Consider the following 16,947-nt stretch of genomic DNA (forward strand, 5'->3'; position numbering starts at 1 on the left):
AAGTCCTCGCCGTCCTCACTGCTCCACTGGACCCGCCGCATGATCGAGATCCGCAAGCAGAACCCCGCCTTCGGACTCGGCTCGTTCACGGAACTGACGTCGTCCAACCCGGCGGTGCTGGCGTTCCTGCGCGAGTACGGCGACGACCTGGTGCTGTGCGTCAACAACTTCTCCCGGTTCGCCCAGCCCACCGAGCTCGATCTGCGCGCCTACGACGGACGGCACCCGGTCGAGCTGATCGGCGGGGTGCGCTTCCCCGCCATCGGTGAACTGCCGTACCTGCTCACCCTGCAGGGCCACGGCTTCTACTGGTTCCGGCTCACCCGAGTCGCATCCCGCATCGGCCCCCGTCACTGAGACGCCCGGCGCCGAGGAAAGGACGCGTCATGCCGAAGACCATCACCGTTCGGCCGAGAACCGCGGCCGCCTTCGACGGGCCCCTGGCCTCGCTGGCCGCACTGCTGCGCCAATGGCTGCCGAGGCAACGCTGGTTCGCGGGCAAGGACCGGCCCGTCACCGATCTGTCGGTGCTCTCCATGACCGAGCTGTTCCCGGGGTGTCTCCATCTGCTGGTGCACGCCTCGCACGCGCCCGTGCCCACGCCGGGCGGCACTCCCCTGCCGGGCGACTGCTACCAGCTGCTGCTCGGGCTGCGCGAGCAGCACACCCCCCGTCTGGAGCGGGCGTTCATCGGACGGGCCGAGCAGGGGCCGTTCGCCGGGCTCGCGGTGTACGACGCGCTGCAGGACCCGCGCTCGGCGCATCTGCTGCTGGAGCGGCTGCGGCAGCCCGGCGCGGCGGGGCCGCTGCGGTTCGAGGCCGACCCGGGCGTCCCGGTGCCCGGCGGGCTGCCGCCGCGGCTGCTGGACGCCGAGCAGTCCAACTCCTCGATCGTGTACGGCGACGCGTACATCCTGAAGGTCTTCCGCCGTATCCAGCCGGGCGTCAACCCGGACCTGGAGGTGACGGCCGCGCTGGCCGCGCAGGGCTGCACCCGGGTGCCCGCGCCGGTGGCCTGGTTCGGTACGACCGGGCCGCAGTCGGCCACGCTGGGCGTGCTGCAGCCGTTCCTGCCGGACGCGACCGACGGCTGGACGCTGGCGCTGCGCGCGCTGGCGGCGGGCGACGACTTCACCGCCGAGGCCCGTGAACTGGGCGAGGCCATGGCCGAGGTGCACCTGGCGCTGGCCGAGGCGTTCGGCCCGGCCGGTCCGGGCGAGAACGGCCGTACCGCGCAGGCGATGTGCGCCCGGCTGGACGCGGCCGCGCACGCCGTGGCGGGGCTCAGGCCCTTCGTGCCGGGGCTGCGGGCCGCGTTCGGGGCGCTCGCCACCTGCGACACCGGACCGCCCGCCCAGCGCATCCACGGCGATCTCCATCTCGGGCAGGTGCTGCAGGCGGGCCGCGACTGGTTCGTCATCGACTTCGAGGGCGAGCCGTCCCGGCCCCTCGCCGAGCGGCAGGCCCCGCACTCCCCGGTGCGGGACGTGGCCGGGATGCTGCGCTCCTTCGACTACGCGGCCCGGCAGCGCCGCCCCTGGCGACCCGAGTGGGCGCGCCGCTGCCGGGAGGCGTTCTGCGCGGGCTACGCGGCCCGCGCCGGCTGGGATCCACGCAAGAAGCACGCGCTGCTGCGCGCGCACGAGACGGACAGGGCGGTCTACGAGGTGCTGTACGAGGCAAGACACCGGCCGGACTGGCTGCCGGTACCGATGGCGGCGATCAAGCGACTCGCCGTGTGGGGAGGCTGACGTCATGGCTCTGCGCGACACCTCGCTCCCCGAGAGCGCCGGCCCGGCGACGGCTCCGGCGATCCCCCTCGACCCGGCCGACCGCGGTCGGCTGCTCGGCGGCGCCCACCACGATCCGCACGCCCTGCTGGGCGCCCGTACGGTCCCGGCGGGCACCCTGTTCCGTGCGCTGCGCCCGTACGCGCGGGCGGTGAGCGTCATGGTCGACGGCACCCGCCACCCGCTCGTGTCCGAGGGCGACGGCCTCTTCGCTGCGGTCCTGCCGTACCCGGAGGTCCCCTCGTACACACTGCTGGTGGCGTACGACGACGTCGAGCAGGAGGTGGACGATCCGTACCGCTTCCTGCCCGCGCTCGGTGAGCTGGACCTGCATCTGATCCGGGAGGGCCGCCACGAGCAGCTGTGGCAGGCGCTCGGCGCCGAGCCGATGACGCACCAGGGCGTGACCGGGACCCGCTTCGCCGTGTGGGCGCCGAATGCCCAGGGGGTGCGGGTGGCCGGGGACTTCACGTACTGGGACGGCACGCAGTACCCGATGCGCTCGCTCGGCGCGTCCGGGGTGTGGGAGCTGTTCCTGCCCGGCGTCGGTGAGGGCGCCCGGTACAAGTTCGAGATCACCTCGCGGCACGGCCACCGGTTCCTCAAGGCCGACCCGATGGCGCGCGGTACGGAGGTACCGCCCGACACGGCGTCGGTCGTCACGGTGTCACGGCACGAGTGGGGCGACGCCGAGTGGATGGCCCACCGGGGCGACACCCCCGTGCACCAGGCGCCCTTCTCCGTGTACGAGGTGCATCTGCCCTCCTGGCGGCCCGGACTGACCTACCGGCAGCTGGCAGAGGAACTGCCCGTCTATGTCCGGGAGATGGGCTTCACGCATGTGGAGCTGATGCCGGTCGCCGGACATCCGTTCAGCGGCTCCTGGGGCTACCAGGTCACCTCGTACTACGCGCCGACGCCCCGCCTCGGCTCCCCGGACGACTTCAAGTACCTGGTCGACGCGCTGCACCGGGCCGGCATCGGTGTGATCATGGACTGGGTGCCGGCGCACTTCCCCAAGGACGACTGGGCGCTGGCCCGGTTCGACGGGGAACCGCTGTACGAGCCCGGGGACTGGCGGCGGGCCGAACACCCGGACTGGGGGACGTACGAGTTCGACTTCGGGCGGACCGAGGTGCGCAACTTCCTGGTCGCCAACGCGGTCTACTGGTGCCAGGAGTTCCATGTCGACGGCCTGCGCGTGGACGCCGTCGCCTCGATGCTCTACCTGGACTACTCGCGGGACTCCGGCCAGTGGGCGCCGAACGTCTTCGGCGGGCGGGAGGACCTGGACGCGGTGGCCTTCCTCCAGGAGATGAACGCCACCGTCTACCGGCGCTGCCCCGGTGTGGTGACCATCGCCGAGGAGTCCACGGCCTGGGACGGGGTGACCCGGCCGACGGACACCGGCGGGCTCGGTTTCGGGCTGAAGTGGAACATGGGCTGGATGCACGACTCGCTGCAGTACATCCAGCACGAGCCGGTGCACCGCAGGTACCACCACCACGAGATGACCTTCTCGATGGTCTACGCCTACAGCGAGAACTACGTCCTGCCGATCTCCCACGACGAGGTCGTGCACGGCAAGCAGGCACTGGTCTCGAAGATGCCCGGCGACTGGTGGCAGCAGCGCGCGAACCACCGCACCTATCTCGGCTTCATGTGGGCCCACCCCGGCAAGCAACTCCTCTTCATGGGGCAGGAGTTCGCCCAGGGAGCCGAGTGGTCCGAGGCGCACGGCCCGGAGTGGTGGCTGCTCGGCGACGACTACCACTCGGCCGGTGATCACCGGGGGGTGCGGGACCTCGTGCGGGACCTGAACACCCGGTACCGGGCGACACCGGCGCTGTGGCAGCGGGACACCGACCCCGGCGGCTTCCGATGGGTGCTGTGCGACGCGGCCGACGACAACGTCTTCGCGTTCCTGCGCTTCGCCGCCGACGGCGCGCCGCTGCTCGCGGTGTCGAACTTCTCCCCCGTCGTCCGGCACGACTACCGGTTGTGGGTCCCGGACGGCTTCCCCCTCTGGCGGGAGGTGCTGAACACCGACGACGTGCGCTACGGCGGCGGCGGGGTCGGCAGCGCGGGGCCGGTCAAACGCGAGGAGAATGTCCTGGGGCTCACGCTTCCGCCGCTCGCCACGGTCTGGCTGGCGCCGGAGCACTGAGCCGCGGGTGTCGGCGGCCCGTCCACGGGCGGCCGGGGTCGTACCGGGGCGATCGGGGTCGTACCGGCCGAGATCGCCCCTCACGGGACGGACACGGAAGGGTGGCACCAGGTGCGCACCGTCGGAGTGGAGGAGGAACTCCTTCTGGTCGACCCGGACAGCGGCGACCCGAGGGCGCTGGCGGCGGCCGTCCTCGCTCATGCCGCGCATGACGATCCCGGGCAGGACGTGTTCGACCAGGAGCTGTTCGGGCAGATGCTGGAGTTCGCCACGCATCCGCAGTCGGACATGGCGGCGCTCGGCGAGGAGATCGTGCGCTGCCGCAAGGAGGCGGCCCGGCACGCCGGGCAGTTCGGCTGCGCGGTCGCGGCGCTGGCCGCCTGCCCGCTCCCGGTCGACCCCGCTCTGACCGTGACCCGCCGCTACACGTGGCTGGCCGAGCGGTACGGGGTCGGCACCCGGGACCAGCTCGTCTGCGGCTGCCATGTGCATGTCGCGGTGGAGTCCGACGACGAGGGTGTCGCGGTGCTCGACCGGCTGCGCCCCTGGCTGCCGACGCTCGTCGCGATCAGCGCCAACTCTCCGTTCTGGCAGGGCAGTGACACCGGCTACGCCAGCTACCGCACCCGGGTCTGGGAACGCTGGCCGTCGGCGGGCCCGACCGAGCTGTTCCGCTCCCCCGAGCGGTACCACCGCAGGGTGCGGGACATGGTGGCCACCGGCGTCATCCTGGACGAGGCCATGGCCTATTTCGACGCACGGCTGTCCACCCACTGCCCGACCGTGGAGATCCGGGTGGCGGACGTCTGCCTGTGCGCGCAGACGGCGGTGCTCGTCGCCACCCTGACCCGCGCCCTGGTGGAGACGGCGGCGCGGGACTGGCGGGCCGGCCGGCCGCCGCCGGAGCACAGCGTGAGCGTGCTCCGGCTGAGCGCCTGGCAGGCCGCCCGGTCGGGGGTGGACCAGGATCTGCTCGACCCCGTGACCATGCGGCCCCGGCCCGCGGCGGACGTGTTGCGCTCGCTGCTGGAGCACACCGGTGACGCCCTCACCTCCTGCGGTGACGCCGAGCGCGCGGAGCAGGGCGTCGCCGAGCTGCTGCGGCGCGGCAACGGCGCACGTCAGCAGCGACGGCTGCTGGAGCGGGCGGGCAGTCTGCGGGAGGTCGTCACCGAGTGCGTACGGCACACCCAGGGCTGAGGGCCGCGGCCGGGACGCCCCTCCGAGCGCGTCCTTGCCGAACCTCCGGGACGTTCCCACGTCTTCAACCGATCACGACTTCTCCGTTCCTCGCACCGAACGCGCTCACCTCGGCTACATTCGAGCACCGCCGATACAGAGCCGATCGGCGGTGTCACCCTCCGTACACCCTGGAGCAGCGCATGCGCGACGTCGCCCTCGCTCCCACCGCCACCCCGCCGCTCACCGGCGGCCTCGCCGACAGCGTCTTCGACACCGCGGAGCGCACCCCCGCCCTGCCGGTGCTCGCGCACCGCGCGGATCCCGCCGCCACCGTCTGGCAGGAGGTGACGGCCGTCGAGCTGCGGGACGAGGTCGTCGACCTGGCCAAGGGCCTGGTCGACGTCGGGATCTCCCCCGGCCTGCGGGTGGCCCTGATGTCCCGCACCCGCCACGAGTGGACCGTGCTCAGCCTCGCGCTGTGGACGGTGGGCGCGGAGGTCGTGCCGATCCATCCGGCCTCCTCGCGCGAGCAGGCCGAGTGGATCCTGCGCGACGCCGAATGCGTCGCGGTGGTGGTCGAGGACGAGCAGGGCATCATGACCATCGGCACGGTGTGCGCCGGGCTGCCGCGGCTGCGCCACGTGTGGCAGCTGGACGCGGGCGCGCTCGCCGACCTCGTCCGGCGGGGCACGGACGTGCCGTACACCACCGTGGAGTCGCTGCGCCGGATCGTGCTGCCGGACGCCACGGCGGCGGTCGTCTACACCTCCGGCACCTCCGGCCGCCCCCAGGGCTGCGCACTGAGCCACCGCGGCCTGGCCTACCCCTGTGACACGGTGCTGGCCGGCTGGGCGCACACCGCGGCCCCGCCGGGCGAACAGCCGTCCGTGCTGGCGTTCCTGCCGTTCTCCCATGTGTACGGCATCATGATCATGCTGACCTGTGTGCGCGGCGGCGTCCTGATGGCGCACGAGCCGGAGCTGACCGAGGCGGCGCTGGCGTCGGCGCTGGCCACCTTCCGGCCGACGTATCTGTACGGCGTGCCGTCGGTGTTCGAGAAGCTCTACAAGAACGTTCTGCGGACCGCGCAGCAGGCGGGACGGGGCGCCCTGTTCGAGCGGGCCGCGCAGACCGCGCGGGACTTCGCCGCGGCCGAGGAGCGCCGCCGGCTGGGGACCGGGCCGGGCCCCGGGTTCGATCTCCGGCTGCAGCACGCCCTGTACGAGCGGACGGTGTACCGCAGGCTGCGCGCGGCGCTCGGCGGGCGGGTGCTGCGCGGCACCTCGGGCGGATCCTCCCTCAGCCGCGAACTGACCCTGTTCTACGAGGGCATCGGGGTCGGCATCAACGACGGCTACGGCCTCACCGAGTCCTCCGGCGGGATCACCATGCAGCCGCTCGGCCGGGAGAAGTCCGGGACCGTGGGCCGGCCGCTGCCGGGCACCGAGGTCCAGGTGGCCGACGACGGGGAGATCCTGCTGCGCGGTCCGTCGGTGTTCCAGGGCTATGTCGGCGACGAGAGGGCGACGCGGGCCGCGCTGCGCGGCGGCTGGCTGGCCACCGGGGACATCGGGCGGCTGGACTCCGAGGGCTATCTGACCATCACCGGGCGCAAGAAGGACATCATCGTCACCAGCGGCGGCACGAGCGTCGCCCCGGGCCCGCTGGAGCAGCGGCTGCGGCTGCATCCGCTCGTCCATCAGGCGGTCGTGATCGGCGACGACCGGCCCTGCGTCGGCGCCCTGATCACCCTGGACCCGGAGTTCCTCGCGCACTGGCGGGCCGCCCTGGCGCTCCAGGGCGGCGGTGCGGGCCGGGAGACCCGCGAGGAGAACGCGCTGCGCGAGGAGATCGCGCGGGCCGTGGCCTGCGCGAACAGCGCCGTCTCCCGCGCGGAGTCCATCCGGGTCCACCGGGTCCTGCCGGAGCCGTTCGCCGCGGAGAGCGGACTGCTCACCCCGTCGATGAAGTTGCGCCGGGACGCGATCGTGCGGCACCACGCCGCCGAGATCGAGGCGATGTACCAGGCGCGGTCCCGGGCGGTGCGCGGCTCGCGGGAGCCGGCGGACTGGGACGAGCCGGACGACGTCTTCCGCTGACGTCTTCCGCCCGCCTCGTGCGCCCGCGTGGCGACCGCGAACCGGGAGGGACGGATAGGCCGCCCGCCTGCGGGGAACCCGCAGACACAGAGACAGTGCACGGCGACGACCGGCCCTGAGGCCGCAGAGGCTCCGCCCGGCCGGGACGGGGAATGCGACATGGCGAGGAAGCAGCGCGGGGACGACACGTCGGCCACGGAGGCCGGATACGAGCGCGCCTTCGCCTTCGCCGGTGAGCTGCGCAGCGTCACGCAGGCGCGGCTCGCCGCGGAGGAGTTCCTGGACACGCTGGCCACGCGGTCACCACCGGCCACGCCCGAGCACTGGGACGACATCCTGCTGGTCGTGACGGAACTGGCCGCCAATGTGATCCAGTACGCGCCCGGACCGTTCGGCCTGCGGATGCGCCGCACCTTCGACGGTGTGCACGTGACGATGTGCGACACGAGCACGACCGAGCCGCGACCACGGCCCTTCGTGCCGCGCACGGGCGGCGGCGGCATCGGCTGGCATCTGGTGCGCACGCTGTGCACGCAGGTCAGCGTCGTCGTCCACCAGGAGGGCAAGGACATCCACGCGTTCCTGCCCTGGTGACGCCATGCGCGTCGGCGGTGACGCCATGCGCCCGTCGCGTACGCGTACGACGCGTATGTGTGCGACGGCCGGTTACACCGCCCCGAGCGGGGGCATGCTGGTGCCCACGCGTTCGTCTGCCTGCCGCGCCCAGCTGGCGGGACGGCCAGGGGCACGGTGGGATCGAAGGTGGCGCGCGTCGATCCAGGGCGGGCGAACGGCGTCGAGTCGGACCGCCTGGAGCCGCAGAAAGGGATGAACACCGTGACACGACCCAGGATCCTGGTGGTTGGCGCAGGCTTCGCCGGAGTCGAGTGTGTCCGCCGTCTGGAGCGGAAACTCTCGCCCGCCGAGGCCGACGTCACCCTGGTGACGCCGTACTCCTACCAGCTGTATCTGCCCCTGCTGCCCCAGGTCGCCTCCGGTGTGCTCACACCGCAGTCGATCGCCCTGAGCCTGCGCCGCAGCAAGAAGTACCGCACCCGGATCCTGCCCGGCGGGGCGATCGGGGTGGACCTCAAGGCCAAGGTGTGCGTCGTCCGCACCATAACCGAAAAGATCGTCAACGAGCCCTACGACTACATCGTGCTGGCCCCCGGCAGCGTCACCCGCACCTTCGACATCCCGGGGCTGACGGAGCACGCCTTCGGGATGAAGACCCTCGCCGAGGCCGCCTACATCCGCGACCACGTCATCACCCAGCTCGACCTCGCCGACGCCAGCGACGATCCGGCCGAGCGGGCAGCGCGGCTGCAGTTCGTGGTGGTCGGCGGCGGATACGCCGGCACCGAGACCGCCGCCTGTCTGCAGCGGCTGACGCACGCGGCCGTCACCCGCTACCCGCGCCTGGACCCCGGCCTGATCAAGTGGCATCTGATCGACATCGCGCCCCGGCTCATGCCGGAGCTGGGCGACAAACTCGGCCGCAGCGCGCAGGAGATCCTCGGGCGGCGCGGGATCGAGGTGTCGCTGGGCGTGTCGATCGAGAAGGCCGCGGCGGAGGAGGTGACCTTCACCGACGGCCGGGTGGTTCCGACGCACACGCTGATCTGGACGGCCGGTGTGGTCGCGAGCCCGCTGATCGGCACGCTCGGGGCGGAGACGATCCGCGGCCGGTTGGTGGTCACCCCGGAGATGACCCTGCCGGGCTACGACGGGGTGTTCTCGCTCGGCGACTCGGCCGCCGTACCGGATCTGGCCAAGGGCGAGGAGGGCGCTGTCTGCCCGCCCACCGCGCAGCACGCCATGCGCCAGGGCAAGAAGGTCGCCGACAACGTCATCGCGACCCTGCGGGGTCAGTCGCGGCAGCCGTACGTGCACCCCGACCTGGGTCTCGTCGTCGACCTGGGCGGCAAGGACGCGGTGTCCAAGCCGCTCGGCATCGAACTGCGCGGGATGCCGGCCCAGGCGGTGGCCCGCGGGTACCACTGGTCGGCACTGCGCACCAACGTCGCCAAGACCCGGGTGCTGACCAACTGGCTGCTGAACGCGGTCGCGGGCGACGATTTCGTGCGCACCGGCTTCCAGGCCCGCAAGCCGGCCCGGCTCAAGGACTTCGAGTTCACCGACTCGTATCTGACGCCGGAACAGGTACGGGCCCGGGTGGAGGGCACGGGCCGCGGGAAGCCCGTGAGGTGACACGGTCCGCCGGGGGCCGCCGATCGTCTCCCGGCGGATGCGCCGGTGGCGGTGGCCCCGGCCGAGGGCAGGTGGCCGGGGCCGTCGTGCGATGCTGGGCCGTAGATCCATTTCCGGCACGGGAGAGAGCGCGGCGGCGTGAACACAGTGGGACGGTCGGGGCGGGTACGGATGTGGGACCGGCTCGCGGCCTCCGACCCCGGGCTGCTCCGGCTCACCGCGGGCCTGCGCACGGTCACCGCCATCGCGCTCGCCCTCGCCGTCCTGGCCGCCCTGCGGGTGCCGGTGCCCCAGTTGGTCGCCGGTGCCATGGCGGCGATGGTGTCGACGTTCGCCATCAGCGAGAAGCAGCGCTCCCAGCAGGCCGTGACGCTCGCGCTCGGCCTGCCGGTGGCGCTGGCCTCGGTGTCGCTGGGCGCGCTGCTGAACCGACAGGTCCTCGCCGGGGACCTGTTCTTCGTCGCCCTCATCTTCTGCGCGGTCTACAGCCGCCGGTTCGGCGACCGGGGCACGGCGCTGGGCCTGATCGGCTTTCAGATCTACTTCCTGTCCCTGTTCGTCCACGCGACCGCCGCCACGCTGCCCGCGCTGTACGGCGTCATCTGCGTGGCGTTCGCGTGCAGTGCCGCCGCGCGCTTCGTGCTGCTGCCGCAGACCCCGGCCGGCACCCTGGACCGGCTGCGACGGGCCTTCCGCGCCCGGCTCGCCCAGCTGATCGCCGTCCAGGCCGAGTTGCTGGACGCCGGCCCCGACGACGTCGAGAAGGTCCTGGAGGATCTGCGCACCGCCACCGCGCGGCTGCACGAGACGGCGCTGATGATCCAGGGCCGGCTGGAGGACGGCACCTCGGACGCGGCGACGGCGCGCCTGTTGCAGCGCCGGATCGCCGACGCCGAGATCGCCTCCGAGCGGCTCGGCCTGCTGCTGCTCAGAGCGCGCAGCGCCGAGCGGACCGACACGCTGACCCTGCATCTGCCGGGCGCTCCGCTGCCGTCAGGGGGTGAGCTGCCGGTACGGGACGAGGCCGCGCAGGCGCTGCGCCGGGACCTGCAGGCGCTGCGCGTGCTGATGCTGCGGCCGCTCGGCGAGGCTCGGGGCACGGCGCTCGCCCAGGTGCGCAACCGGCTGCTCGGCTACCGCGAGGAGGAGAACCTGCCCAAGGCGTCTCCGGCCGTGCAGGACATCTTCCGGGGGCTCGGCGAGGCCGCCCGCGCCGCCCTGGGGCTGCGGCTGGCGCTGGACGGGCCTCAGGAGGAGACGGCCGACGACACCCCGGCGACGGCCCGCTCGCGCGAGGAGCTGGACGCGGAGGACGCCGCGATCGAGGCCGGTGAGGAGGCCGAGGCGGAGGAGCCGCAGCCGACCGGTCTGCGCCGGCCCACCACGCGGGCCGCGGTCCAGGTGGCTGTGGGCTCCGCACTGGCCATCGCGGGCGGCGAGCTGCTGTCCAGCCAGCGCTGGTACTGGGCGGTGCTGACCTGCTGGATCGTGTTCATCAACACCGCCTCCACCGGCGAGATCCTGGTGAAGGGCTACCGGCGGCTGCTGGGCACGGTGTTCGGTGTGGTGGCCGGCATCGGGCTCGCCGGGCTGGTCGGGCAGCACACGTGGACGGCGTTCGCGCTGGTGCTGGTCTTCATCTTCGCGATGTTCTACACGGCGCCGCTGTCGTACACGTTGATGTCGTTCTTCGTCACGGCGATGCTGGGTCTGCTGTACACGCTGTTGAACACCTACAGCACGTCCGTGCTGGTGCTGCGGGTGGAGGAGACGGCGCTCGGCGCGGCCTGCGGGGTGATCGCCGCGGCGCTGGTGCTGCCCATCCACACCGACCGCCGTACCAACGACCTCCTCGTCGAGGTCCTGAACCGGCTCGCCGATGTCACACGGACCGCCGTCGACCAGTTGAGCGGCGGGGCGGGCCCCGACCTGGTCGAGCAGGCCCGCGATCTCGACCAGGCGCTGGCCGACCTGCGCGCGGCCACCCAGCCGCTGACCCATCCGATCACGCCGCTGCGCGCACGCCGGAACACCGCGCGGTACGTGGTGGCGCTGCTGGAGACGTGCGCCTACCACGGGCGTTCGCTCGCGGCGACGGCCGAACTGCTGCCGACGCACCCGTCGATCGCGGCGGACCCCCGGCTGCGCGGGGCGGGCGCGCGGATCGTGCACAACATCGAGGCCATCGCCGCGCATGTCGCCGACCCGCGCGCCACGGCGGAGATCGAGCGCGGCCCCAGCATCGCCTCGATGCTGGAGCCGGGCACCCTGCGCACCCCGCGCTACGGCCGGGTCACCGACCGGGTGCTGCGCCATCTGCAGCGGCTGGACGAGGCGGTCTCGGGCCTGGCCCGGCCGCTGGGCATCACCACCGGTGTGCCCCAGCCCAAGAAGTGACGATTCGTCGGCCGCGCGCTCACGCCGGGCCCCTGCCGCCCGCGCACCGGCCCATCGCCTCGTCCCGGACCCGGGCGCAGCTGCGGCTGATCAGCCGGGAGACATGCATCTGGGAGATGCCCAGCCGGTCGGCGATGCGGCTCTGCGTCATGTCCTCGAAGAACCGCATGTAGAGGATGGCCCGTTCCCGCTCGGGCAGCCGGCGCAGCCCCGCCTTGGCGGCCTCGCGGTCGATCACGACGTCGTAGGAGGCGTCGGTGCTGCCGAGGGTCTCGGCGAGGCTCTGGCCGTCGTCCCCGGTGGACGCTTCGGCGTCCAGGGACAGGGTGCTGAAGCTGTCCAGCGCCGCCATGCCCGCGCCGACCTCCTCCTCGGTGAGGCCGGTGTGGGACGCCAGGGCGGCGAGGGTGGGTTCGGGGCTGCCGGGGTGCTGGCCGAGTTCACGGCGGGCCAGTCGTACCCGGTTGCGCAGTTCCTGGATCCGGCGCGGCACCCTCAGAGCCCACATCCGGTCCCGGAAGTGCCGTTTGACCTCGCCGGTGACGGTCGGCACGGCGTAGCTCTCGAAGGCCCCGCGGGCGGGGTCGAACCGGTCGACGGCCTTCACCAGCCCGAGCGCGGCCACCTGCCGCAGATCCTCGACGGACTCGCCCCGGTCGCGGAAGCGACCGGCGATCCGGTGGGCCATGGGCAGCCAGGCGGAGACGAGTTCGTCGCGCACGGCGTCTCGTTCGGGGCCGTCGCCCAGGCCCGCGAGCCGGGTGAACAGCTCCGCGGTGTCCGGGGCGTCGTCGTGGTTCCTGCGCGTGGGTGCGGCGTCGCCGGTCGTGGCGGCCGGGCCGGGACGGATGGTCGGCAGGTCGGTCAGCATGCGGAATCGCTCCTGAACGTGGTTTCGGGGCACACGGCCGGAACGGGGTTCCGGGGGCTGCCCGAACGGTGAGGTCAGGGTGCGCCGGTCCGAAGCACGAGATTTCGCCTGCCCCGGGCACGAGCGGGCAAACACCGCACGGGCGGGACGGCGTGAAACAGGTCACGTGACCCGCTTATGGTTACCGGGACGGCCGCAAGATGGTTTACGGTTCATGCATACGTGATGCGGGAGGTGACCGGAACCGTCCTTCCTCCCTCCACCGCGTCACCGCATACGGCCCTGGCTGGCCTCCCCCGTCCAGCCAGGGCTCTTTGCTGCCCGGAACCGGCGGCGGACCGGGGATCCGGCGAGGAGATCCGCGTCCTTCGAGGTGCCCGGCGGGGCGGCAGCGGCTGAAATGGGCTGAGAGGAAAGCACCCGAACCGCCGCCGGCGAGGAGCCCCGCGCCATGACCAAAGCGATAAAACTGCTGACCGCGCTGCCCCAGGCGCAACGCGAGCGCCTGATGGAGCTGGCCGAGGAGACCTCGTTCCCGGAGGACACACGCATCTTCGAGGCGGGCGGCACCGCCGACCGGTTCTGGGTGATCCGTTCGGGCGCGGTCCACCTGGACCAGCAGGTCACCTCCCGGCAGCGGGTGACGGTGGCCTCGCTCGGCGCGGGCGACCTGCTCGGCTGGTCCTGGCTGTTCCCTCCGTACCGGTGGGACTTCGGCGCGGTGGCCTTCAGCAACGTACGGGCCTACGAGTTCGACGGGCCCTCCGTGCTCGCGCTGAGCGTGGAGGACCCGCTGCTCGGGCTCTCGCTGGTGCGGACGGTGGCCGAGATCCTCGCCAACCGCCTGGAGACGACCCGGGGCAAGCTGATGGACCAGTACGCGATCCAGCGGCGCACCGGCCTGCTGTGACTCAGATCCGGTAGCGGCGCAGCGCCGGTACGGCGGCCGCCAGGGCCAGCATCACCACGACGACCAGCGCGCCGCCGCCCGCCACCGCGGCACGCGGACCGAACAGCGAGCCGGCCGTGCCGTGCAGCACATCGGCCAGGCGCGGGCCTCCCGCGACGACCACGGTGAACACGCCCTGCATCCGGCCGCGCATCTCGTCGGTCGCCGCCGACAGCAGGATCGCGCCCCGGAACACCATGGAGACCATGTCGGCGACACCGGCGGCGGCGAGGAAGGCCAGGGCCACCCACAGATTGCCGCTCAGCCCGAAGCCGGCGACGGCCACGCCCCAGGCGACGACCGCGCCGATGACCATCCAGCCGTGCCGCCGGGCCCGCGAGAACGCCCCGGAGAACAGGCCGCCGAGCACCGCGCCGACCGGGATGCCGGCGAACAGCACGCCGAGTGCCAGCCCTTCGCCCCAGGAGTGGTAGGTCTCCGCGGCCAGCTGCGGGAACAGGGCGCGGGGCATGCCGAGGACCATGGCGACGATGTCGGCGAGGAAGGACAGCAGCAGCACCTTGTGCCGGGAGATGTACTGGAATCCGGCGGCTATCTCGCGCACCCCGGCCCGCCGGGCGGCGACCTCGCCGAGCGGCGGCAGCGCGGGCAGCCGGAAGACGGCCCACACGGTCACGCACAGCGCCACGGCGTCGATGAGATACAGCTCGGGCAGCCCGATGACCGGGATCAGGACCCCGGCGAGCAGCGGGCCCGCCACCAGTCCGGTCTGCATCACCGTGGAGCCGAGCGCATTGGCGGCGGGCAGTTCCCCGGCCGGGACCAGCCGGGCGACGGAGGCGTTGCGGGCGGGTGCGTTGAGTCCGAAGAACGCCTGCTGGAACGCGAGCAGCACCATGAGGACGACGACGGAGTCCGTCCCCGTCACGGCCTGCGCCCAGAAGAGCAGCGAGGTGACCGCGATGCCGACGTTGGTCACCAGCAGCAGCTTGCGGCGGTCCACCGTGTCGGCGACCGCGCCGCCCCACAGCGCGAACGCCACCATGGGCACGAGGCCCGCGAGGCTCGCGTAGCCGACCCAGGCCGAGGAGTGGGTGATGTCGTAGATCTGCTTCGGCACGGCGACCGCGGTGAGCTGGCTGCCGACGGCGGTGACGATCGTCGACGTCCACAGGCGGCGGTAGGCGGGGATGCGCAGCGGGCGGGTGTCCATCGCCCAGCGGCGCCAGCCGCTGCGGGGTGCGGGCGCCGGTGGGGCGGGCTCGGGTTCGGCGGTGCTGCTCTCGGTCGTGTCCACGGGCGTCCTGGTTGCTCGTTACATCTTTTCGCTTCGAGAGCCTAACTATCTCAGCGATCCGTGTACATGCCGAACGGGTTCGCTCAGGATCCGGCCAGGAGGGTGGCCCCGAGGGCCAGCATGGTGACGGCGACCGACGCGTCGAGGACCCGCCAGGCCGCCGGACGGGTCAGGAAGCGGCCGAGCAGCCGGGCGCCGAAGCCGAGCGCGGCGAACCAGCACAGGCTGGCGAGCACGGCGCCGAGCCCGAACGTCCAGCGCAGCGCGCCGCGGTCGGCGGCGAGGGAGCCCAGCAGGAACACGGTGTCCAGGTAGACGTGCGGGTTCAGCCAGGTCATCGCCAGACAGGTGAGCACCGCCCGGCGCCGCGAGCCGGCGGCCTCCCCCTCGGTGCTCAGGGCGGCGGCGCCCGGCCTGAGCACCCGGCGGGCGGCGAGGACGCCGTAGCAGAGCAGGAAGACGCCCCCGACGATCCCGACCCCGCGGACCGCGCCCGGCCAGGCCACCACCAGCGCGCCGACCCCGCCGACGCCGAGCGCGATGAGCACCGCGTCGGACAGCGCGCAGATGCCGACCACGGCGAGGACCGCGTCCCGGCGCACCCCCTGCCGCAGGACGAAGGCGTTCTGGGCGCCGATGGCGACGATCAGGGAGAGACCGGTGCCGAAGCCGGCGGCCGCGGAGGTCAGGGCGTGATTCATGGCATCGACGCTAGGAACACCGTCCCCCCACGTCCAGCTAAGGATTCTTACGTATCCTTAGCGCTCGTGATGACGGAGCTTCCCCTGGACCAGGTGCGGACGCTGCTCGCCGTGGTGGACGAGGGCACCTTCGACGCCGCCGCGGCCGCCCTGCACCTCACACCGTCGGCGGTGAGCCAGCGGGTCAAGGCGCTCGAGCAGCGCACCGGCCGGGTGCTGCTGCGGCGCACCAAACCGGTGCGGGCCACGGAGTCGGGCGCGGTGCTGGTGCGCTACGCCCGGCAGCTGGCCCGGCTGGAGCGGGACGCCTGGGGCGAGCTGGGCCTGAGCGGGGCCGGGGAGCCGACGCGGGTGTCGGTGGCGGTGAACGCGGACTCCCTGGCGACCTGGTTCCTGCCGGCGCTGACCCGGGTGGCGGGGCTCTGCTACGAACTGCACCGGGAGGACGAGGACCACACCGTGACCCTGCTGCGCGAGGGCCTGGTGATGGCCGCGGTGACCTCCGCCGCCGAACCGGTGCCGGGCTGCACCGCCCGACCGCTCGGCCGGATGCGCTATCTGCCGGTCGCCGCACCGGAGTTCACCGAGGCCCACCTGGGCGGACGCCCCCTGACCGAGGCGCTGCCGACGGCCCCCGTCGTGGTCTTCGACCGCAAGGACGACTTCCAGGACGCCTTCGTACGCCGGCTGGGGCGCGGCCCCGCCGGCCCGTTCCGGCACCATGTGCCCACCTCGGAGGGGTTCCTGGACGCGGTCGCCCGGGGACTGGGCTGGGGCATGGTGCCGGAGGTCCAGGCGGACCCGCTGCTCGCGGCGGGCCGGCTGGTGCTCCTCGCTCCCGAGGCATGGATGGACGTCACGCTGTACTGGCAGCAGTGGAAGCTCGACTCCCCCGCGCTGGCGGTACTGGCCGAAGCCGTGACGGCGACGGCGGCCGAGGCGCTGCGCCGCTGACGGCCCCGTCACGTTTCATCCGTTTCGCTCCTTCTTCGGTTCCTCGCGGAGTACGGTGGTCGGACGGTGGCGCGGTGGACGGCGGTCCGACCCGGTCCTCCTCTCCAACTCCGCTCCGCCGGTGCCCGGTCGGGCACGGGTGCCCGCGGCCCACCGGCCTGTTCGCCCCGTCTCCCGGCCTGTTGAGCGCGGACGGCTCACCCCGGGGGCCGTGCGCGCGCCCGTGGCCGGATGGCGCCCCTCACGCGATCCGCCGCCGCACGCGCCGTTTCACACCGCCCGCGCCGGTCACCCGGACCCGGACCGCGCATGCCACCGGCACGACGACACGGACGACTACGACCCGACCCCTTCAACCCACTCGCTCC

The 16,947-nt window shown here is 73.0% G+C and carries 13 protein-coding genes; 10 read left to right on the forward strand and 3 right to left on the reverse strand.

Going from position 1 to position 16,947, the window contains the following annotated elements:
- The 8 genes from AQI95_RS12795 to AQI95_RS12830 all read left to right on the forward strand — a co-directional run.
- A partial coding sequence (locus tag AQI95_RS12795; protein ID WP_208614160.1) for an alpha-glucosidase C-terminal domain-containing protein occupies window positions 1-357 on the forward strand: 357 nt, incomplete at its 5' end.
- A gap of 29 nt (window positions 358-386) precedes the next feature.
- A complete protein-coding gene (locus AQI95_RS12800) occupies window positions 387-1,751 on the forward strand; it encodes a maltokinase N-terminal cap-like domain-containing protein (RefSeq protein WP_067121637.1) in 1,365 nt (454 codons plus the stop codon).
- Window positions 1,752-1,755: 4 nt separating this feature from the next.
- Window positions 1,756-3,957, forward strand: a complete 2,202-nt coding sequence (gene glgB / locus AQI95_RS12805; RefSeq protein WP_067121638.1) for a 1,4-alpha-glucan branching enzyme — start codon at window positions 1,756-1,758, stop codon at window positions 3,955-3,957.
- A gap of 111 nt (window positions 3,958-4,068) precedes the next feature.
- Complete coding sequence (locus AQI95_RS12810; RefSeq protein ID WP_067121641.1) at window positions 4,069-5,157, forward strand: glutamate--cysteine ligase 2; 1,089 nt, start codon at window positions 4,069-4,071, stop codon at window positions 5,155-5,157.
- A 182-nt stretch (window positions 5,158-5,339) separates the two neighbouring features.
- Complete coding sequence (locus AQI95_RS12815) at window positions 5,340-7,238, forward strand: AMP-dependent synthetase/ligase (RefSeq protein WP_067121643.1); 1,899 nt, start codon at window positions 5,340-5,342, stop codon at window positions 7,236-7,238.
- Window positions 7,239-7,397: 159 nt separating this feature from the next.
- Window positions 7,398-7,832 (forward strand): ATP-binding protein, encoded by a 435-nt coding sequence (locus AQI95_RS12820; protein WP_067121644.1) that lies wholly within the window; start codon window positions 7,398-7,400, stop codon window positions 7,830-7,832.
- A gap of 234 nt (window positions 7,833-8,066) precedes the next feature.
- Window positions 8,067-9,449, forward strand: a complete 1,383-nt coding sequence (locus tag AQI95_RS12825) for an NAD(P)/FAD-dependent oxidoreductase (RefSeq protein ID WP_067121646.1) — start codon at window positions 8,067-8,069, stop codon at window positions 9,447-9,449.
- Between the two features lie 171 nt (window positions 9,450-9,620).
- The gene (locus AQI95_RS12830; protein WP_067121648.1) at window positions 9,621-11,846 is read left to right on the forward strand and encodes an FUSC family protein; all 2,226 of its coding nucleotides are present in this window, start codon (window positions 9,621-9,623) and stop codon (window positions 11,844-11,846) included.
- Window positions 11,847-11,865: 19 nt separating this feature from the next.
- On the opposite strand, the gene AQI95_RS12835 is transcribed toward AQI95_RS12830, so the two are convergent.
- Complete coding sequence (locus AQI95_RS12835) at window positions 11,866-12,717, reverse strand: SigB/SigF/SigG family RNA polymerase sigma factor (protein ID WP_067121650.1); 852 nt, start codon at window positions 12,715-12,717, stop codon at window positions 11,866-11,868.
- A gap of 451 nt (window positions 12,718-13,168) precedes the next feature.
- Between AQI95_RS12835 and AQI95_RS12840 the strand changes: the two genes are divergently transcribed.
- Window positions 13,169-13,627: a cyclic nucleotide-binding domain-containing protein gene (locus AQI95_RS12840; RefSeq protein WP_067121653.1), complete on the forward strand. Its 459-nt coding sequence runs from the start codon at window positions 13,169-13,171 to the stop codon at window positions 13,625-13,627.
- Window position 13,628: 1 nt separating this feature from the next.
- On the opposite strand, the gene AQI95_RS12845 is transcribed toward AQI95_RS12840, so the two are convergent.
- Window positions 13,629-14,924 (reverse strand): MFS transporter, encoded by a 1,296-nt coding sequence (locus tag AQI95_RS12845; RefSeq protein WP_067121655.1) that lies wholly within the window; start codon window positions 14,922-14,924, stop codon window positions 13,629-13,631.
- A gap of 83 nt (window positions 14,925-15,007) precedes the next feature.
- Window positions 15,008-15,625: a LysE/ArgO family amino acid transporter gene (locus AQI95_RS12850; protein ID WP_067121658.1), complete on the reverse strand. Its 618-nt coding sequence runs from the start codon at window positions 15,623-15,625 to the stop codon at window positions 15,008-15,010.
- A 66-nt stretch (window positions 15,626-15,691) separates the two neighbouring features.
- On the opposite strand from AQI95_RS12850, the gene AQI95_RS12855 reads away from it, so the two are divergent.
- A complete protein-coding gene (locus tag AQI95_RS12855; RefSeq protein WP_067121661.1) occupies window positions 15,692-16,579 on the forward strand; it encodes a LysR family transcriptional regulator ArgP in 888 nt (295 codons plus the stop codon).
- Window positions 16,580-16,947 lie beyond the last annotated feature (368 nt).

This window comes from Streptomyces yokosukanensis (assembly GCF_001514035.1).
Lineage (GTDB): Bacteria > Actinomycetota > Actinomycetes > Streptomycetales > Streptomycetaceae > Streptomyces > Streptomyces yokosukanensis.